The organism is Mycobacterium shunyiense, from assembly GCF_058270075.1.
Genome location: NZ_JBZDPU010000015.1, coordinates 340,353 through 358,251 on the forward strand (window position 1 = coordinate 340,353; position 17,899 = coordinate 358,251).

Annotated in this window: 16 protein-coding genes; 3 read left to right on the plus strand and 13 right to left on the minus strand. The window is 67.7% G+C overall.

Annotation, left to right across the window (positions count from 1 at the left end):
* Positions 1-18: 18 nt before the first annotated feature.
* From AC4ELH_RS15985 to groES, 3 genes are all read right to left on the minus strand, one after another.
* On the minus strand, positions 19-1,533 hold the full coding sequence (locus AC4ELH_RS15985; RefSeq protein WP_498885337.1) for an adenylate/guanylate cyclase domain-containing protein: 1,515 nt from the start codon (positions 1,531-1,533) through the stop codon (positions 19-21).
* A gap of 398 nt (positions 1,534-1,931) precedes the next feature.
* Positions 1,932-3,551 carry a chaperonin GroEL gene (groL, locus tag AC4ELH_RS15990; protein WP_055109763.1) on the minus strand — a complete coding sequence of 540 codons (1,620 nt, stop codon included), beginning with the start codon at positions 3,549-3,551 and terminating at the stop codon, positions 1,932-1,934.
* An 86-nt stretch (positions 3,552-3,637) separates the two neighbouring features.
* The gene (groES, locus tag AC4ELH_RS15995; RefSeq protein WP_036390082.1) at positions 3,638-3,940 is read right to left on the minus strand and encodes a co-chaperone GroES; all 303 of its coding nucleotides are present in this window, start codon (positions 3,938-3,940) and stop codon (positions 3,638-3,640) included.
* A gap of 258 nt (positions 3,941-4,198) precedes the next feature.
* Here groES and AC4ELH_RS16000 point away from each other — a divergent pair, with 258 nt between their 5' ends.
* Positions 4,199-5,491, plus strand: a complete 1,293-nt coding sequence (locus tag AC4ELH_RS16000; protein WP_498885339.1) for an HNH endonuclease signature motif containing protein — start codon at positions 4,199-4,201, stop codon at positions 5,489-5,491.
* Here AC4ELH_RS16000 and AC4ELH_RS16005 read toward each other — a convergent pair.
* From AC4ELH_RS16005 to AC4ELH_RS16015, 3 genes are read right to left on the minus strand one after another with little or no spacing between them, the layout of a single operon-like run.
* A complete protein-coding gene (locus AC4ELH_RS16005) occupies positions 5,426-7,093 on the minus strand; it encodes a diol dehydratase reactivase ATPase-like domain-containing protein (RefSeq protein WP_498885341.1) in 1,668 nt (555 codons plus the stop codon). The two genes, AC4ELH_RS16000 and AC4ELH_RS16005, sit on opposite strands and share 66 nt — an antisense overlap.
* Positions 7,090-7,449, minus strand: a complete 360-nt coding sequence (locus tag AC4ELH_RS16010; protein ID WP_448445745.1) for a diol dehydratase small subunit — start codon at positions 7,447-7,449, stop codon at positions 7,090-7,092. Before AC4ELH_RS16010 ends, AC4ELH_RS16005 begins: the two co-directional genes overlap by 4 nt.
* On the minus strand, positions 7,446-9,713 hold the full coding sequence (locus AC4ELH_RS16015) for a propanediol/glycerol family dehydratase large subunit (protein ID WP_448445747.1): 2,268 nt from the start codon (positions 9,711-9,713) through the stop codon (positions 7,446-7,448). Before AC4ELH_RS16015 ends, AC4ELH_RS16010 begins: the two co-directional genes overlap by 4 nt.
* Positions 9,714-9,976: 263 nt before the next feature.
* On the opposite strand from AC4ELH_RS16015, the gene AC4ELH_RS16020 reads away from it, so the two are divergent.
* Together AC4ELH_RS16020 and AC4ELH_RS16025 are read left to right on the plus strand one after the other, a co-directional pair.
* A complete protein-coding gene (locus AC4ELH_RS16020; RefSeq protein ID WP_064878338.1) occupies positions 9,977-11,419 on the plus strand; it encodes an APC family permease in 1,443 nt (480 codons plus the stop codon).
* A gap of 112 nt (positions 11,420-11,531) precedes the next feature.
* Positions 11,532-12,566 carry a PucR family transcriptional regulator ligand-binding domain-containing protein gene (locus AC4ELH_RS16025; RefSeq protein WP_498885343.1) on the plus strand — a complete coding sequence of 345 codons (1,035 nt, stop codon included), beginning with the start codon at positions 11,532-11,534 and terminating at the stop codon, positions 12,564-12,566.
* 1 nt (position 12,567) lies between these two features.
* Here the strand turns inward: AC4ELH_RS16025 and AC4ELH_RS16030 are convergent, their stop codons facing one another.
* Genes AC4ELH_RS16030 through alr form a run of 7 tightly spaced genes read right to left on the minus strand, consistent with a single transcriptional unit; the run spans position 12,568 to position 17,852 of the window.
* Positions 12,568-13,038: a nuclear transport factor 2 family protein gene (locus tag AC4ELH_RS16030; RefSeq protein WP_498885345.1), complete on the minus strand. Its 471-nt coding sequence runs from the start codon at positions 13,036-13,038 to the stop codon at positions 12,568-12,570.
* Positions 13,035-14,057 carry a tRNA (adenosine(37)-N6)-threonylcarbamoyltransferase complex transferase subunit TsaD gene (tsaD, locus tag AC4ELH_RS16035; protein ID WP_498885347.1) on the minus strand — a complete coding sequence of 341 codons (1,023 nt, stop codon included), beginning with the start codon at positions 14,055-14,057 and terminating at the stop codon, positions 13,035-13,037. The genes AC4ELH_RS16030 and tsaD overlap by 4 nt, the downstream gene beginning before the upstream one ends.
* Positions 14,054-14,515, minus strand: a complete 462-nt coding sequence (gene rimI / locus AC4ELH_RS16040) for a ribosomal protein S18-alanine N-acetyltransferase (protein ID WP_064888076.1) — start codon at positions 14,513-14,515, stop codon at positions 14,054-14,056. Before rimI ends, tsaD begins: the two co-directional genes overlap by 4 nt.
* Positions 14,512-15,141 (minus strand): tRNA (adenosine(37)-N6)-threonylcarbamoyltransferase complex dimerization subunit type 1 TsaB, encoded by a 630-nt coding sequence (gene tsaB / locus AC4ELH_RS16045; protein WP_064888096.1) that lies wholly within the window; start codon positions 15,139-15,141, stop codon positions 14,512-14,514. The genes rimI and tsaB overlap by 4 nt, the downstream gene beginning before the upstream one ends.
* A complete protein-coding gene (gene tsaE / locus AC4ELH_RS16050) occupies positions 15,138-15,605 on the minus strand; it encodes a tRNA (adenosine(37)-N6)-threonylcarbamoyltransferase complex ATPase subunit type 1 TsaE (RefSeq protein ID WP_055109778.1) in 468 nt (155 codons plus the stop codon). The genes tsaB and tsaE overlap by 4 nt, the downstream gene beginning before the upstream one ends.
* The gene (locus AC4ELH_RS16055; protein WP_064960068.1) at positions 15,598-16,686 is read right to left on the minus strand and encodes an alpha/beta fold hydrolase; all 1,089 of its coding nucleotides are present in this window, start codon (positions 16,684-16,686) and stop codon (positions 15,598-15,600) included. The genes tsaE and AC4ELH_RS16055 overlap by 8 nt, the downstream gene beginning before the upstream one ends.
* The gene (alr, locus tag AC4ELH_RS16060) at positions 16,683-17,852 is read right to left on the minus strand and encodes an alanine racemase (protein WP_448445757.1); all 1,170 of its coding nucleotides are present in this window, start codon (positions 17,850-17,852) and stop codon (positions 16,683-16,685) included. The genes AC4ELH_RS16055 and alr overlap by 4 nt, the downstream gene beginning before the upstream one ends.
* Between the last annotated feature and the right edge of the window lie 47 nt (positions 17,853-17,899).

The window sequence follows — 17,899 nt, forward strand, 5'->3', positions numbered from 1 at the left end:
GTACCGACCCGCGATGGCTCACAAACTCATCGACGGATCAAGCGCGAATACCTGTACCGCTGCTGACTTGCCTTTCAGCTCGTGAGGCCCGCGATCGGCGAGTCCGGCTGGACGCACGTACATGGCGTCGACGGTCGGCTGGGTCAGCAGGATCAGATCGCCGGTTGCCTTGTTCAGTTGCTCGACGCGCGCGGCCACATTGACGGCGTCACCGATCAGCGTGAACTCCAACTTGCCCCCGCCGCCGATGGTGCCGGCGATCACCACGCCGGTATTGATACCGATCCCGATCCGTAGTGCGCCCTCGAATCGTTCGGCGACCAGTCGCTGCATCGACACCGCGGCACTTACCGCGGCGTCGGCATGATTGGCAAGTTCATTCGGCGCCCCGAACACCGCCAGCGCGCCGTCACCGAGGAACTTGTTGACGTGCCCTTCTGCGTCGACCACAGCGGGCACGACGATTTCGAACAGAGCGTTCAAGCGTGCCACGGTGTCTTCTGCGGTGTTTGCCTCGGCGAACGGAGTGAAATCTCGGACGTCGATGAACATCACCGTCACCTCACGACGCTCACCGGTGAACACATCGTCGCCTTGTTCAAGTAGCCGCGTGGCCAGGACCGGGTCGACATAGGTGCCGAATGCCGCGTGAAGCCGCTGCCGCTCGGCCAAGCCCGCCTGCATCCGGTTGAACGACGCCGCCAGAGCGCCCAAGTCATCGTCCTGAACCACCGGTAGCCGTTGGCTATAGTCGCCCACCGCAACACGTTCCGTCCCCTCGGCGAGGTCGCGAAGGGGACGCAACGACGGCGCGAATGAAGCGCCGACGGTGATCGGTACGGCGAAGACGAGCGTCAGCCCCGACCCGATCACGACGACGAGCACCGGTATTTCACTGACCCGATTGACAGCCGCCGCCAACATGGCGCCGGCGAGCGCGAAAATGAACGCCGTGGCAAGCACCGACAGGTCCGACCACCGGGCGAAAGTTGGGTGCGCGCGCGGCAGTTCGTCACCCGCTGCAGTGTCAGCAGTGAGCGCAACCCTGGCCGGCCGCATGGCGGCTTCCGGATAACTGTGTACTGCGACCAGCACCGCCGAAGCCCCCGAAGCCGCGCCCAGAATCGCGTACTGGACCAACCGTGCTCCGGTCGCCCCGGCGATCGCACCCACAACGACGAATGCCAACGCGATGAAAACCCCATTGGCCCACAATGCTCGGCGCCCTGCCAACCGACTCCAGGTGTAGGTGGCGTCCAGCACCCGAACCCGATCGACGTCGTGCCCGGCTACCCACCGCTCCACGAGACGGCTTCCGCCGAACCCTGGCAGGGCCGTCACATATTCGGTCACCACTACCGCACCAAGGGTCACCGCGGCCGCCGCGACATAGCGGTCCGACCGCTCCAGAGCCACGATCATGAGCGCCAACACCAGGTAGACCGAGAGCAGTTCGGCGACGGTGACCGCGAAGATCACCCACGAGTACCGCGCTGCATAGCGATCCCACGCCCACTGCCAGATGCGATTCATGGCACGACAGCAGTCAGCCCACGTAGTGGTGGGTTTCGCCGCACCCGCGTCCCCAGGCCGACGGGCCACCGCTCGACTGCCATCCTGGCCTCCCTCGGTGGTTACCAGGAAACGCTATTTCGCTTTGCACAGTGGCGAATGAGTAGCCTCCTACTCGTTTCGGAGGACAATCTCATAAGCCATCGCGCAATGCAGTGACAACCTCTGCGAACGCTCCTCAAGAGTGGCCGGATGGGGTTGCTCCCAGGCGAAGTAAAACATCCACGCCCATCGGTCCGAGGGACTTTCCCCGCAGCCAAGGGGCGACAGACTGAGTACGTCCACGTTCGCAGCCTCACCGCGTCCCACCACGAAAACACCCCCGGCCCAAAAGGACCGGGGGTGTTCTACGTGACTACTTAGTGAGCGTGGCCGTGATGGCCGTGCCCGTGATCTTCTTCCTCGGCCGGCTTGTCCACGACGGCCGTCTCGGTCGTCAGGATCATCCGCGCCACGGATGCGGCGTTGAGCACCGCCGAGCGGGTCACCTTGGCCGGATCCACGATGCCCTCGGCGACCAGGTCACCGTAGGTCAGGGTGGCGGCGTTGAAGCCCTGCCCGTTGGACTGCTCGCTGACCTTGTTCACCACAACGGAGCCGTCCAGGCCGGCGTTGGTGGCGATCCAGTACAGCGGGGCCGACAGCGCGGAGGAGAAGACGTCGACACCGAGAGCCTCGTCGCCCTTGACCTCGCCGCGCAGCTTGTCGAGGGCCGCGCGGGCCTGCACGAGTGCCGCGCCACCACCGGTGACGATGCCCTCCTCGACGGCAGCCTTGGCCGCCGCGACGGCGTCCTCGACCGCTTCCTTGCGCTTCTTCAGGTCGGTCTCGGTGGCCGCGCCGACCTTGATCACCGCGACGCCACCGGACAGCTTGGCCAGCCGCTCCTGCAGCTTCTCCCGATCCCAGTCGGAATCGGTGGTCTCGATCTCGGCCTTGAGCTGCTTGACGCGGTCGGCGACCGCGTCCTTGGAGCCGCCACCGTCGACGATCACGGTGCTGTCCTTGGTGACCACGACGCGACGGGCCGAGCCCAGCACGTCGAGGCCGGCCTCGCGCAGCACCAGGCCCACGTCGGGGTTGACGACCTGGCCGCCGGTGACGATGGCGAGATCGTCCAGGAACGCCTTGCGACGATCGCCGAAGAACGGCGCCTTGACGGCGACGGCCTTGAGCGTCTTGCGGATGGCGTTGACGACCAGCGTGGACAGGGCCTCGCCCTCGATGTCCTCGGCGATGATCAGCAGCGGCTTGCCCGATTCGGCGACCTTCTCCAGCAACGGCAGCAGGTCGGGCAGCGAGCTGATCTTGTCGCGGTGCAGCAGCACCACCGCGTCCTCGAGCACCGCTTCCTGCGAGTCGAAGTCGTTGACGAAGTAGGCCGAGATGAAGCCCTTGTCGAAGCCGACACCCTCGGTGACCTCGAGCTCGGTGTTGAGCGTCGAAGACTCTTCGATGGTGACGACACCGTCGTGACCGACCTTGGTCATGGCCTCGCCGACCAGCTGGCCGATCTGCTCATCGCGTGAGGACACCGTGGCGACCTGGGCGATGGCCTTTTCGTCCGACACCGGGGTGGCCGCGGCCAGCAGGGCCTCGGACACGGCGTCGGCGGCCTTGCTGATGCCCTGCCCCAGGGCGATGGGGTTGGCACCGGCCGCGACGTTGCGCAGCCCCGCCTTGACCAGAGCCTGTGCCAGGACGGTGGCGGTGGTGGTGCCGTCGCCTGCGACGTCGTTGGTCTTGGTGGCCACCGACTTCACCAGCTGGGCACCGAGGTTCTCGAACGGGTCTTCCAGGTCGATCTCGCGTGCGATGGTCACACCGTCATTGGTGACCTGCGGGCCGCCGAAAGCCTTGGCGAGCACCACGTTCCGACCGCGCGGACCCAGCGTCACCTTGACCGCATCGGCGAGCTTGTCGACGCCGGCCTCCATGGCACGGCGCGCAGTCTCGTTGAACTCAATCTGCTTGCTCATAAGTCTCTTTCATGACTCCTAACGCATACCGCCCCGGAAACCGCCCGCATTGAGCGCGGGGATCTCCGGGGCGGACGCACGAGTACTTACTTAGCGACGACAGCCAGCACGTCGCGGGCGGACAGGATCAGGTACTCCTCGCCGTTGTACTTGATCTCGGTGCCGCCGTACTTGCTGTAGATGACGGTGTCGCCCTCGGCAACGTCCAGGGGGATCCGCTTCTCGCCATCCTCATCCCAGCGGCCGGGGCCAACTGCGACGACGGTGCCTTCCTGCGGCTTTTCCTTGGCGGTGTCGGGGATAACCAGACCGGAAGCGGTCGTGGTCTCGGCCGCGTTGGCCTGAACGAGGATCTTGTCCTCGAGTGGCTTGATGTTGACTGCCACGATGGAAGCCCTCCACTTGTTTGGGTATCGAGTCCCGGTGTGCTCCGGGGCCCTCGGGTTAACCAGGTGTTCGGCATGCGCCCGTACCCCTCGCTCCGTCGTCGCGGGTGCCGGCGCTGGGGGTTGGCCGCGTGCCACCTAGCACTCTATACATGCGAGTGCTAGCACTCAAGGGTGGGTTGTGCGCCGCCCGCGAACTCATCTACGGGCTGAAACCCTGTCAAAAGGTTCGAGTCAGTGAACAGTGCTACACTCGAACACATGTTCGAAGTTGGTTGGAACATCGACCCCGACGCCACGGAGGCGGCGTTGGTCGACCAGCTAGCTGCGATGACCCGCGCGACCGCCGGTATTGCAGCGGCACAGGCCAGAGTGACGACGATGCTGGAAGCCAAGCGTCTCGCCCGTAAGGCCGCTGAGGGTGTGCCTGCCGCCAGACGCGCTCAAGGGCTGGCGTCCGAGGTGGGGCTGGCCCGCAAATCCTCCCCTTGGCACGGGGCCAAGTATCTGAAGATGTCCAGGATCCTGGTCGACGACATGCCCTACACGCTCGCGGCTCTGCAGTCCGGCGTGCTTACCGAAGACCGGGCGATGATCATCGCGGACCAGGCCGCCTGCCTGTCACCAGCAGATCGACACGCGATGGACGCCGAACTGTGCGCGGATCCTGCCGTGCTGGATGGTCTGGGGGACAGAAAGGTTGAGGCTGAGGCCGGCCGGGTGGCTTTTCGGCTCGACCACGACGCGGTGATGTCGCGCATCAGCCGCCATCAGTGCGATCGCACTGTCACGCTGCGTCCGGCCCCGCACGGCATGGCGTACGTGACGGCGCTGCTGACCTCCGCAGAAGGCGTTACGGCCTATCAAGCGCTGCAGGCGGAGGCCGCCGCCGCCGGGGCCGCCTCGATCGCCGCCGGAGGTGGATGCCAGGGGCGAGGCCCGTTGATGGCCGATGCCTTCTACCGACGGGCCACCGGGCGTGAGGTCGAAGCCGCGGTCCCGGTCGCGCTCAATCTGGTGGTCTCCGACGAGAGCTTGTTGGCCCAGGGTTCCGAACCGGCGGTGCTGCAGGGATACGGCCCCATCCCGGCAGAGGTGGCCCGACAGATGGCCTTGGCGGCGCTGCTGGACCCCCAGGCCGAGGCCGCGGTGCGCAAGCTCTACGCCGATCCGGCCAGCGGCAACCTGGTCGCCATGGAGTCCACCGCCCGGGCGTTCCCCAAGGGGCTGCGCTGGCTGATCGCCATGCGCGACCAAAAGTGCCGCACGCCGTATTGCGACGCCCCCATCCGGCACATCGACCACATCACCCGGCACGCCGACGGTGGCGCGACCACCTCCGTCAACGGGCAAGGGCTTTGCGAACGCTGCAATTACACAAAGGAAAGCCCCGGGTGGCAGACCGCGACCACCTACGACGGTTACGGCCGGCACACCACAGAACTCACTACGCCGACCGGCCGGACCTATCGAAGTACCGCCCCGCCGCTACCCACCGGCGCGCGGGTGTTCACCAGCGACATCCACGTCGTGCGGATTCACGCTGCCGCCTGACCGGTCGACCCGGTCCAGCTCTTCATCCCTCGGCGCGCCGGCAGGCATCTGCGCCGCCATGGCCACCAGTCCGTAGGCCACCGCGAACCGATGCCCCAGCTGACCGGCCACGTTTCCCCGGCCCACACTCACGTCGTGGCCGAGCTGCTCGCTGACGGCCCGGACCAGTTCGTCGTCACTGGCGCCACCTCCGACGAGCAGCACTCCGGTCACGCCGGGGGCCGCCTGCTCGATACCCCGCATCACGTTGCCACCGATCACCTGTCGTTTGGCGGCCAGGCGCCAACTGCGCCACTCGGCACCCGACAGCCGTGACGTGAAGGGCAGCCAACCGCTGGGGGCGGCCGTCAGCAACCACCCACTGCACCGGCCGCTGACCGGCGTGTCCAAGAACTGTCGCCGGCCGTGTTCGTCCTCGATGATCTGGACGGTGACGGCCGTGACCGCCTCCGCCCGTTTGGCGTATTCGGCGGCGCTTCGGGAGATGTCCAGGGCGGTGGCCGTCGCCGCCGTCAGCAGCTGTCCCGCACCCGGCAGCACGATGCGGGATCCGTCGGACACGACGTCGACGGTGCCCCCGCCGACATCCACCACTACGACCTCGGGGGTGATCCCGGGAGTGGTGAGAGCGCCGACGCGGGCCGCTGCGGCTTCCGAGTCGACGCGTGTCACCGGCACACCCAACGCCCGGGCCAACTCGTCGGCCCCGGCCGGCGGCTCCTGCTCGCCGGCCATGTTCGCCATCACCAGGCTGTCCACGGTGACCGATCCGCGCCGCGAGTTGGCTTGCGCCGCGATGTCGGCGAGGTAGACCACGTGGGCGCCCTCCCCCATGGGCCGGACGACGGGTGCGGCAGCCACCGGTTCGGAATCGCCGAGGCTGACCACCGCACAGGCACTGTCGAACAGTTGATCGGCGATCACACGGGCATCGGCCCGCTCGGCCTCACCCAGCCCGAACGCATCGGCGAGCCAGAAGGGATCGGTGAGGTGTTGCAGAGGTGCGACGCCCTGGCGTACTTCGACGGCGACGCGGGCAGCCGGCAGCAGCGACTTGATATCGACGTCGTCGACGACGGGCAGAGCAGTGTTCAGCCGATTCGACACCAGCACGGCCTCATCGTTGGCCGTCAACACCGCGGTGACGTTGCATCCTTGGGCTACAGCGTCATTCACGCGCTGCGCGACCTCACGGTATCCCCACTGCGCCGTGGCGCAAGCGACGACCGGGCGGCCGGGATCCACGTCACCGAGGCACTCGACCGGAACCGGCTGCCCCACACCGACCGCATCCCCCGCGGTGGTGGCGGCCGACCGGGTGACGATCGTCAGCCTGCCTGTCTGTCGGGTCTCGAGTTGAACCTGTTCGACGGTGGACTTCACGGGCGGAGTCGGGGCGAAGGCCGCCCGGTCGATCACCAGCCCATGCGACTCGGCCAGGCGCCGCACCAACTGCGCAGCGCCCTGCACCGCCCGGGGCGATCCCTTGCCACCACGGGTCGGGGTGCGGGCGCTGGCCAGCACCGTCAGTTCGGCGTCCATCCGGCAGAGCACCACCTCGGTGGTGGAGTTGCCGATGTCGACACCGGCCCAGACGGTCACCGCAGCAGGCCGCGCCGCTGGTAGGCCGTCGCGGCCTCCCGGACGAGTGCGGCGCAGGTGGGTGCGTCCCGGTCGGCGAGACGTTGTGCCAGTTCCTGCAATTCGGCGAAGCTCGACCGGCGGGGCCTGAGCGCCTCGTAGGCGTCAAGCATCTCCTCGGAGCTGAGTGCGGTCATCTCAGCAGCCCGCCGCAGGTTCATCGCCAATTGCAGGGATCCGGAGCGCTCCGCGATATCGGCTTGGGACAGAAGGGTTTCGCGGCTGATCCGGATGTCGTCGAGAACCAGTTCGCCGTTGCGGGCGGCCTCGACCGTCACCTCGGTAAGGCTGCGGCCCGAGTGTGCGGTGATCGTCATCGCTTGAGCTCCAATTCCATGTTCAGGCCGTGGTCGTCGCACTCGGACCGTTCGATCGCCACCATCGACACGACTCTGGTGTGGTAGCGGGCGGTGATCGCCTCGTCGGTGTACGCGTTGCGCATCGGGGCAGGTGTCGCACCCTTGGCGTGCCGGCCGGCGTTGATGCCGATCAGCCGGTACATCTCCGGGGTGATCAGTGGTGCCACACTGAGCAATTCGAGGTTGGCCAACGGCGGGAGATCACGGCGGTGGATCAGTGTGGTCCCCTTGGCCTGAAGCCCGACACCGATCCCGGATCCGGACAGCCGGGCCGCGGACTTGCCGATCACCCCGAGATCCACGGAGTCGGCGATCCGAACCAGGCGCGGTACACACTGCTCCTCTTCCAGTCCGGCCAGGATCTGTTCCAGCGCGTCGTAGACGGTCATCCCCGACAGGGTGCGAAACAGCTTGACGCCGAACGCGGGAGACACCCCGATGACCACTTCGCGGGGATCTTCTCCCACATCCGCGACCCCGCTCACGATAAGCCGATCCGGATGGGCGAAGGTCGCCTGCTCCTTGACCAGGTCCGTCACCGACCGCGCCTGACGCACGGCATCGATCTGAGCCTGACGCTCCGCCGTCGGCCGGTACCCGGTGCCGGGACCGCGGTAGTCGTTCGGATCCTGCAGCGCTGACAGCACATTCATCTGTTCGTCGAAGATCGCCGCGGTCTGCAGGTAGTCGCCGGTGACGCGGGCCTTGGCCATGTTCAGGACCCGTTCGGCGATATCGGTGAATCCCGTCTCGGCGAGCGCGGCGACGATGTCGAGGACCGTCAGACCCGACTGCTCGATCATCCGGGCGGCGCTGAGCACCTTCACCCCGTCGGTGGGCGGCAGGTCCTTGGAACCCGCCGCCCCGACAACGGTTTCCACATGCTCGTCGTCGAAATCGGCCAGCCCCAGATATTCGAATACCGCACGGGTGGCCTCGGCGGCCTGCCGGCGCATGGCTTCCAGAGTCGTCGGGTCCACCGACCGCAGCCCGCCGTCGACACCCCAGTCGCGCTGCATCACCAGATAGTCATCGAGGTCGGCGGCATTGAAGTTGGACGGGCCGAACATGTTGTCGTAGGCCACCACCGAACCGAAGCCGGAGAAGATGAAATCCGATCCGGACAACAGAACCGGCAACGTCCGACTGGTTCGCCGCATCGTGGACTCGGAGACCAGCGAGTCGTTGCCGCTGCAGGATTCCAGCCCGCGCAACATGACCATCAGGTTCTCGGCGATGAGTTCGCGGACACCGCCCGGCACCGACGCGGTGATCGAGGCGCCGTCGATGCCACCGTTCTGAACCCCCTGTGCGCCAATCCCTTTGGCCAGGGCGACGCAGCGGGACTCCAGGTAGTTCATCGACTTGCGCTCGGCCTGGCCCATCAGCACCTCCGAGCCTGCCCCGCTGGACAGCCGCATCTTGATACCGCGGGAGGCGTAGGACGAAGTGAGAAACGCCTTTGACCACGGGGTGTCGTCACCGTCGGTGAACACCTGCTCGGTGCCGTACACCGAGACCGTCTCGGCGTAGGACACCAGGCCGCGGACCCCGAGTTCCAGCTCGCGCGCCTCCTCGACCGAGCACTGTGTCAGCGCCCCGGGCGCGGGTACCTGCGACCCGATGAGCAGGCCGACAGCGACGGCCGGGGCGTCGTCGAGCACCGGGACGGTGGCTTCCAGCTCCCGGAACCCGTAGACGACTGCGGTGGCGGCATCGGCCGCGATGAGCAAGGGGTCGTCGAGGCGGTTGGTGACATGGGCCTGGTTCGCAGGCGTGCGGCGGGCCCGCATCTTCATCATCGCCATCTGGATCTCGACGGGCTGCAGGAGCGCCACCACCCGGGCCATCTTGGCCGGGGTCAATCCGCCGCAGACTCGCAGCACCTCCTCGCGCGGCACATCCGAGTGGACGATCATCCGGGCCAGCTCGACGTCACTCATCGCCATCGATCGCGGTGCCTCCGCAGGATCGACGGCGTAGCGGACGATGAACTCGTCGATGGTGTCGAAGTCGGCGACGGGCTTCGAATCCATCTCCACCACGGTGCCGTCGTCGGCCACCTTCCAGGACGGTTCCGGATCGTGGGGCGACAGATGGGAGATCATGCCCAGCTCGGGGTCGGCCTGGGCGAATCCATCCAGGTTGACGCGCTGCTCATCCAGCAGTCGGATGCGTCCCAGCCGGTGATCCTGCTCGGTTTCGCTGCTGTCCGGGTTCATTGCAGTCGTCGTACCTCTCTGTCGGCGCGACGGATGCGTCGCGTAACCGGCCAAGCATCGACTGGATGCCGCGGTGGAAACAACATCCACTCGGCACCTTCCAACAAAGTGTGTGACTGCGCGGCGGCCGATGTGAACTGGCTTACAACAAGGTGTTGGAAAGTGACCTACTGCAGTGGCGAAGCGGCCTGTGATTCTCGCAAACTTGCCCCGGACTTCACCCGGCCGCCAACTGCGGTCGGCAGTTAGGAGGAATCAACCCAATGACCGAGGTTGTCAACGCGGGCCAGAAGACCCCACCTGATACGTCATCGGACGGCCGTCCGGCCAAATTGCGCGGCCACCTCGGCGTGCCCGCGATCGTGCTGATGGTCGTGGCGGCCTCGGCGCCGCTGTCGACCATCGGCGGCAATGTGCCGATCGCGATGGCGTTGGGCAACACCACCGGCATCCCGGTCGCCTTCATCGTCGCGGGCGTCATCTTCGGCCTGTTCGCGGCCAGCTTCGTCGCGATGTCGAAGTACGTCACCGACGCCGGGGCCTTCTACGCCTACATCCGTGAGTCGCTCGGCCGGGCGGCCGGAACCGGAGCGGCCGTGCTCGCGCTCCCGGCCTACATGGCGACTCTGATCGCCGTGGCCGCCTACGACGGCGTCATCCTCAACGAACTGATCACCCGGTTCGGTGGACCCGATCTCCCCTGGTGGCTGTTGACCGGCGTAGTGCTGGCGGCCGTCGGTTGGCTCGGCTACCGCGACATCGACCTCAGCGCCAAGGTGCTCGGTGTCTTCCTGGTGTCCGAGGTCGCGATCCTCATGGTGGTGGATCTGGTCATCGTGGTGCGCGGCGGCGAGCACGGGCTCACCGGTGACTCGTTCACCCCGCAGGGCATCGCCGGCGGATTCGGCATCGCCCTGCTCTACGCCCTGTGGGGTTTCGTCGGCGTCGAGGCGACCGCGGTTTTCCGGGACGAGGCCAAGGACCCCGACCGCACCGTGCCCCGGGCCACCTACTGGGCGGTGGGCATCGTCGCGGTCTTCTACGCCTTCACCAGCTGGGCCCTCGTCGAGGGCAACGGCGGGCACGACGCCATCCAGCTCGCCACCGACGACCCCGACAACTTCATGGTGAACACCGCGGGCAAGTACCTCGGCATGGTCGGACGTGACCTGAACACCATCCTGTGGTCGGTCAGTGTCTTCGCATGTGCCCTCGCGTTCCACAACATCGCGTCTCGGTACGCGTTCGTGCTCGGACAGAGCGGCGTGTTCTCGAAGAAGATCGGCAAGGTGCACGAGCGTCACGGCTCACCGTCGAACGCCTCGCTGGTCATCACCGTGGCCTCGTTCGTCGTGATGGGGATCTGCGCCGCGCTTCAGCTGGACCCGGTGTTGCAGATCTTCGGACCGGGCGGTGGCCTCGGCATCCTGGCCCTCGCGCTGCTGTGGCTGCTGACCACGATCTCGGTGGTGATCTTCTTCGTCCGGCGGGGCAATTCGACCGGCAAGGTGGTGCTGGCCTCGTTCGCGACGCTCGCCCTGGCGGCGGCCCTGGTGCTGGTGGTGTCCAACCTGACCCTGGTGGTCGGCGGCACTCCCGCCCTGGCGGCGATCTTCGGTGTGATGCCACTGATCTTCTTCGCAGTAGGCATGCTGCTGAGCCGACGGTCCACCGAGGAACTAGCCTCGATCTCGTCCGTCGGCTGAACCAACCCCGACGGCGGTGGCCACCTGCCGGGCAGGTGGCCACCGCCGTCGCTGGTCGCTGATACCGTCGGCTTCGACCCACCGCCGAGCAGTTGATCAGAAGGGAAGCGGCATGTCCGAGGACTCGTCGCTGAGCGTGGCGGCGGTCTTGACGATTCCACCCCTGGACCAGGGTTCAGTGGTCGCCGGCCACCGCGGACTGGACCGCGAGGTCCGCTGGGTGGACATCATCCACGCACCCGCCGAGGACTTCGTCCGGCCCGGCGACCTGGTGCTCACCACCGGCGCCGACCTCAAACAACCCGGTGTGCGCGAATTCCTGGTCTCCCTGGTGGCCTCACCGGCCGCCGGCATCATTCTCAGCCCGCCCCCCGACGTGGACGCCCACGACCTCCTCGAGCTGCTGATCCCGCTCGCCGACCAGCATGCGTGTCCATTTGTGCTGCTGCCCTGGGAGATTGCCTTCGCCGACGTCCAGAAGACCATCCTGCCGCTGGTCGGTCCGTCTCCGCCGGAGACCGGGGTGCAGATGGTCATCGGTCGCCGCGTGCGCGACGATCCTCAGTGGGGCGAAGCCGCCGACAGGTTCGCCAACGCCCTGCGCGAATTGGCGCTCGCCGCCGGCCTGACAGTCACGTCGTCGGTGACCGACGACCTGGTCATGGGTCATTTCTCTTCGGCCCCAACGGAATCCACGGTTTCCGGGTTGGTCGATTCCGCACAGCGACTCAGCGGGCTCCCCGAGGATCTCGTGACCTGGGCCCTGTTGGCGCCCGCACACGGCCATGCGGTCACCGTCGCGGCTCCGGTTTCGTCGCCACTGCCCGAAGGCCCGGTCGGTCCCATGCAGTTCGCCGAGGTGCTGCGTCAGCACCCGCGCAGCATGGCCACTGTCCTGCAGACGTTGCAGCCACTCGTCGAGTACGACAAGACCCGACGTGGGCAACTCGTGCACACCCTGGAGATCCTGCTCGACGAGGCCACCAACACCAGTGCGGCGGCGCGGGCGCTGTTCCTGAACCGCCACTCGCTGCTGTACCGGATCAAACTCATCGAGGAACTCACCGGGCTGTCACTCAAGAACCCCGCCGACCGTTTCCAGCTGGAGGTCAGTGTGCGGGTTCACCACATCAACGAAGCGCGCTGACCTAGCGTCCGTACTGTCGCGGGTCGACGTTCAGATGCGCCGAGACATCCCCCACCATCTCCACGTCGACCTTGCGTTCGGTGAAGTGCCAGCCCTCGTCATCCCGCGCGAACGTGTCGATGTACCGCCCGACCACGATGGGCTGTAGGGGAACGGGACTCGGGCCGTCCGGGACGTGCTGCACGACGCAGAACGTCGACCGGGCTTCGGCCCGATCGCCGTCGAGTTCGACGATCGGATTGAGCACCAGGTGACGGGTCCGGGTGCGGTTGTCGTGGTCGGGGAACCTGCGCGTCGTGTGGGCGAACAACTTCGCGATGGTCTGGGCTGCAGACACGCTGCCAGAGGCCGGGCCGCCGAACGTGGCCCGGCCCAGTAACTGCCCGACCCCGTCGAAGTCGCCGGCGTCGATCAGTTCGGCATAGCGGTACAGCAGCTCGGTGACTTCAAGCTTGTCCACAACCGAACTCATGCCACCTGTCCCTTCACCACCGGCAATCCCGGATCACTGGCCGCATCCAGCGGCGACGGTTCCGCGCCGGCTGCGATCAGGTGCGCCGCGAACGAGGCGATCATCGCGCCGTTGTCGGTGCACAGCCGGGGCCGCGGCACCCGCAGCGTCAGACCCGCTGCGGCGCAGCGTTCCTCAGCGAGTTCCCGCAGCCGTGAGTTGGCTGCCACCCCGCCCGCGATGAGCAGGGTGGACGCCCCGAGATCGGTGGCGGCGCGCACAGCCTTGGCGGTCAGCACGTCGGCGACGGCCTCCTGGAAGCCGGCGGCGACATCGGCCTGCGAGGCCTCCGGGTGGGCCTCGACGTACCGGGCTACCGCGGTCTTGAGTCCCGAGAAGCTGAACACGTACGGGTCGTCGCGTGGCCCGGTCATACCGCGGGGGAAGACGATGGCGTCACGGTCCCCGGTGCGGGCCAGCTCGTCGAGCACCCGTCCACCCGGATAGCCCAGTCCGAGCAGCCGGGCCACCTTGTCGTAGGCCTCACCGGCGGCGTCGTCGACGGTGCTGCCGAGCTCGATGATGGGCTCCCCCAACGACCGGACATGCAGCAGATGGGTGTGACCACCCGAGACCAGCAGACCGACACTTTCGGGCAGCGGCCCGTGGTCGTACACGTCGGCGGCCAGGTGCCCGCCGAGGTGATTGACCCCGTAGAAGGGAACGTTCCAGCCGGCCGCGTATGCCTTGGCGGCCGCCACCCCGACCAGCAGCGCCCCGGCCAGTCCGGGGCCGATGGTCGCGGCGACGACGTCGGGCCGCTCGATGCCTGCGGCGTCCAGCGCCCGGCGCATGGTCGGCCCCAGCGCTTCCAGATGCGCGCGTGAGGCGATCTCGGGAACGACACCGCCGAAGCGGGCGTGCTCGTCGACGCTGGAGGCGACCTCGTCGGCGAGAAGCGTTACGGTTCCGTCGGCGGCGAGATCGGCGATGCCGACTCCCGTTTCGTCACAAGAACTTTCGATGGCCAGAATAATCACGTCGGGCCCCCTTGGGGAAGGCGTTGCATGGTGTAGGCGTCGGCGCCGCTGGCGCGGTAGTACCGCTTGCGCAGGCCGATGTTGACGAATCCGACGCTCTCGTAGAGCGCGATGGCCGGTTCGTTGTCGGTGCGGACCTCCAGGAAAACCGTTCCGCCCGAGGCGTAGTCGAGCAGGTCGTCGAGCAGCCTGCGCCCGATCCCCTGCCCCTGGAACTCGGGATCGACACCGATGGTGTGGATCTCGTACTCGTACGGGCGCATCCGGCCCAGCCGGGAGATGCCGGCATAGCCGACCAGAACGCCGTCGTTGCGGGCCGCGATGTAGCGATTGTGCTTGGCGTCGAGTTCGGCCAAAAACGCCCGGGCCGGCCACGGGTCGTCGCCGACGAACAGCTTGGCTTCCAGCTCGGCGCACCGCGTGGCGTCGGCACGGGTCAGCGCGTCGAACACGGTCACTTCCGCACCGCCGCAGAGGGTTTCGCATCGGGCCGGCGCAGATACAACGGCACCAAAGACTGCGGGGCGCCCCAGTCGCCGACCGCAAGCACCAGTCCCGCCGGCGTCGGGTACACCACGTCGAGCCGGGGCAGCGCGAACAGGGCCGCATGATCGGGTGAACCGGCCACCGCGGCCGAGGACTCCGGCGCCACATCGGCAGGTGCGTTGACGGCGGGCCCGTCGACCCGAACTCCGTCGCGGTAGCGCGCCCAGTACACCTCGCGCCGCCGCGCGTCGGTGACCACCAGCACGTCGCCGTCGGTGTGGACACCGATGGCGTCCAGGCTGCACACCCCGTGCACCGGAACGCCCAATGCGTGGCCGAAGGCTGCGGCACTGGCCATCCCCACCCGCAGCCCGGTGAACGGGCCCGGCCCGCAGCCGACGACGACCGCGTCGAGCTCCGCGACAGTGATCCCGGCATCGGACACGGCACCGAGCACGTTGGGTGTGAGCTGCTCGGCGTGGGCCCGGGCGTCCAACGTCACCCGTTCCGCGAGGGTGCGCACGGCGCCATCCTCGGCGCGGTGGACCACGCCGGCGCTGACCGCCGGGGTCGCGGTGTCGATGGTCAAGATGTTCATGGCGCGCTCCACTGCCAGATCACCGTGCGCGTCTCGGTGTCGGTGTCGCGCTCGATGCGGATGTCCAGGTGATGATCGGAGAGCCGTTCGGCCAGGCCCTCGCCCCACTCGACCACCACTACGGCGTCGTCGAGATCGGTGTCGAGGTCGAGTGCATCGAGCTCCCCCAACAGGTCGACGCCGGGATGGTCGAGCAGCCGGTACATGTCCACATGCACCATCGCCGGTCGGCCGGCCTGCCGGGCGGGATGCACCCGGGCCAACACGTACGTCGGCGAGACCACCGGCCCGTCCACATCCATCGCCGCCGCGATGCCCTTGGCCATCACCGTCTTGCCCGCCCCCAGCGGGCCCGACAACACCACCACGTCACCGGCTTTGAGCCCCGCACCCAGCGTCGCGCCCAGGGCGATGGTGTCCTCGGTGGTGGCGAGCTCGGCCGTGCCGGCGCTGCGCTCAGCCACGGAACCGGACCCGATCGCGGACCCGGCGGGACAGTGTGACCAGTTTGGAGGGCGTAGCCCGCTCCACCAGACGGACCAGTGCGTCGTCGATCACCACGGGCTCCTCAAGCTGGACCAGATGACCGGCTCCCCCGACGATCACCAGTTCGGAGCGGGGTAGCTGTGCGGCCATGGCCTTTGAGTATTCCATCGGGGTGAGCAGGTCCCGGTCACCGCAGGCGATGAGTGTCGGCACCTTGGCAAGTACCCGTAGGGCGCCGGCCTCGTCGTGGACCTCGAGGGCGTGCAGGAATTCGACCAGCGTGGTGATCGACGTGCCGTGCATCATCCGCTGGGAGAACTCGACCACGCTCGGACTGACCGACTCGTCGCCGTAGGACGCGGCGCGCAAGATCGGCCCGATCACCGAGCGGGCCGCGCCGCGGGTGCGGTGCACGGCACCGGGGGCATAACGGGCCAGGAACCGCACCGCCTCCAGCGCCGGGTTGCGCAGGATCTCGCCCAGCGGTGAGCGCGCCACACCCTCGACTGCCGAGGAGATCACCGCGGCACCGACAATCTGCTTCGGGTAGCGGTGCGGGAACTGCCGGGCATGCGAGAGGACCGTCATGCCGCCCATCGAATGGCCGACGAGCACCGCGGGCCCGCGCGGAACCGTCACCGCCAGAACGGCTTCCAGATCACGTCCGAGTTGTTCGACGGAATATGTGTCCGGTGGCGCCGTCCCCGACTGGCCGTGGCCGCGCTGGTCGTAGAACACCATCCGCACCTGCGGGCCCCACTGTTCGGCCAGGCGGGTGCGCTGAAAGTAGAAGGCGCCCATGCGCAAACAGAATCCGTGGGCGAACACCACCGTCAGCGGTGCGTCGTTGGGGCCGACCTCACGCACGGCCAGCGGCACCCCGTCATCCGTCGTGACCACGGAACTGCGGTCTGCGTCCAGGCGTTCGAAATCTTCGCCCAGGTAGGGATCCTCGTCGGTGCTGCGCCGGGTCAATGAGCGCGCCACCGACCTGCCCGCCACCGTGCCCACGGCGGTGAGCCCGGCGGCACCGGCCAGCCACTGAGCATTGCGACTCAACGCTCGCGACCTGCCTGCAGATAGGTGCGGGCGATCCGGCCACGCGGGCTGGTGGCCACCTCGTAGTTGATGGTGCCGAGCAGTTCGGCCCAGTCCTGGGCGGTCTGTTCGCCCTGGGTCCCGGGACCGAACAGGATCGCGTCGTCGCCTTCGGCGACGTCGGTGGCATCCGGGCCCAGGTCGACGACGAACTGATCCATGCAGATCCGCCCGACGGCCTGGCGACGCCTGCCCTTGATCAGCACCTCGATTCTCCCGCTCAACGAGCGGAAGATGCCGTCGGCGTAGCCCACCGGCAGCAGCGCCAGCGTGGTGTCCCGGTCCGCGATCCACCGGTGGCCGTAGGACACCCCGTCGCCAGCATGTACCGAACGGACCAGTGCAACAGGGCATTTCACCGTCATGGCAGGGATCAGACCCATATCGCCCAGCTCGGGGATGGGGCTCAGCCCGTAGACCGCGATCCCGGGCCGCACCATGTCGAACGCCAGATCCGGCCGGGTCATGGCTGCCGGCGAGTTCGCGATATGGGCCACCTCGAACACCACACCCTGCTCGGCGGCCTGCTCGCGCATCGCGGTCAGGCGCTTGCCCTGCATCTCGTTGAACGGGTTGTCGGGGTCGTCGCCGTGCACCAGGTGACTCATGATGCCGCGCACCCGGATCGCGCCGTCGGTCTGGGCCCGGGCCAGCGCAGCGACCATCGCGGGGAAATCTGCCGGGCTGACACCGTTGCGGCTCAACCCGGTGTCCACCTTCACCGTGACCGTCGCGGCGCGGCCGGTCTGGCGCACGGCGGCCAGCACGTCGTCGAGCTGGCGCACCGCGGACACCGCGATCTGCACATCGTTTTCCAGCGCCGGCGTGAAGTCGGTGCCCGGCGGGTGCAGCCAGCACAGCACCGGCGCGGTGATCCCGCCTGCCCGCAGCGCGACTGCCTCGGCGATGGTCACCACCCCGAGTTCGGCGGCTCCGGCGGCCAACGCGGCCGTACCCACCTCTACGGCGCCGTGGCCGTAACCGTCGGCTTTGACCACAGCCATCACGCGGGCGCCGCCGGCATGTTCCCGCAGCAGGCGGACGTTGTGGTCGATCGCGCCGAGGTCCACCACCGCCTGCGGCGATGCGTGCGGGGTCAGCGAGGTCGCGAGTTCGGTCGTCTGCATGTCATATCACCGCCGACCATTGTCCCAGAGGTACCAATCCGGCCTGA

Bases quoted from the DNA above. Each gene is read 5' to 3' on its own strand.
- AC4ELH_RS15985 (WP_498885337.1), bottom strand. From the start codon at position 1,533: ATGAATCGCATCTGGCAGTGGGCGTGGGATCGCTATGCAGCGCGGTAC.
- groL (WP_055109763.1), bottom strand. From the start codon at position 3,551: ATGAGCAAGCAGATTGAGTTCAACGAGACTGCGCGCCGTGCCATGGAG.
- AC4ELH_RS16000 (WP_498885339.1), top strand. From the start codon at position 4,199: ATGTTCGAAGTTGGTTGGAACATCGACCCCGACGCCACGGAGGCGGCG.
- AC4ELH_RS16010 (WP_448445745.1), bottom strand. From the start codon at position 7,449: ATGACGATCACCGCACACTCGGGCCGCAGCCTTACCGAGGTGACGGTC.
- AC4ELH_RS16015 (WP_448445747.1), bottom strand. From the start codon at position 9,713: ATGAACCCGGACAGCAGCGAAACCGAGCAGGATCACCGGCTGGGACGC.
- AC4ELH_RS16020 (WP_064878338.1), top strand. From the start codon at position 9,977: ATGACCGAGGTTGTCAACGCGGGCCAGAAGACCCCACCTGATACGTCA.
- AC4ELH_RS16025 (WP_498885343.1), top strand. From the start codon at position 11,532: ATGTCCGAGGACTCGTCGCTGAGCGTGGCGGCGGTCTTGACGATTCCA.
- AC4ELH_RS16030 (WP_498885345.1), bottom strand. From the start codon at position 13,038: ATGAGTTCGGTTGTGGACAAGCTTGAAGTCACCGAGCTGCTGTACCGC.
- tsaB (WP_064888096.1), bottom strand. From the start codon at position 15,141: ATGAACATCTTGACCATCGACACCGCGACCCCGGCGGTCAGCGCCGGC.
- alr (WP_448445757.1), bottom strand. From the start codon at position 17,852: ATGCAGACGACCGAACTCGCGACCTCGCTGACCCCGCACGCATCGCCG.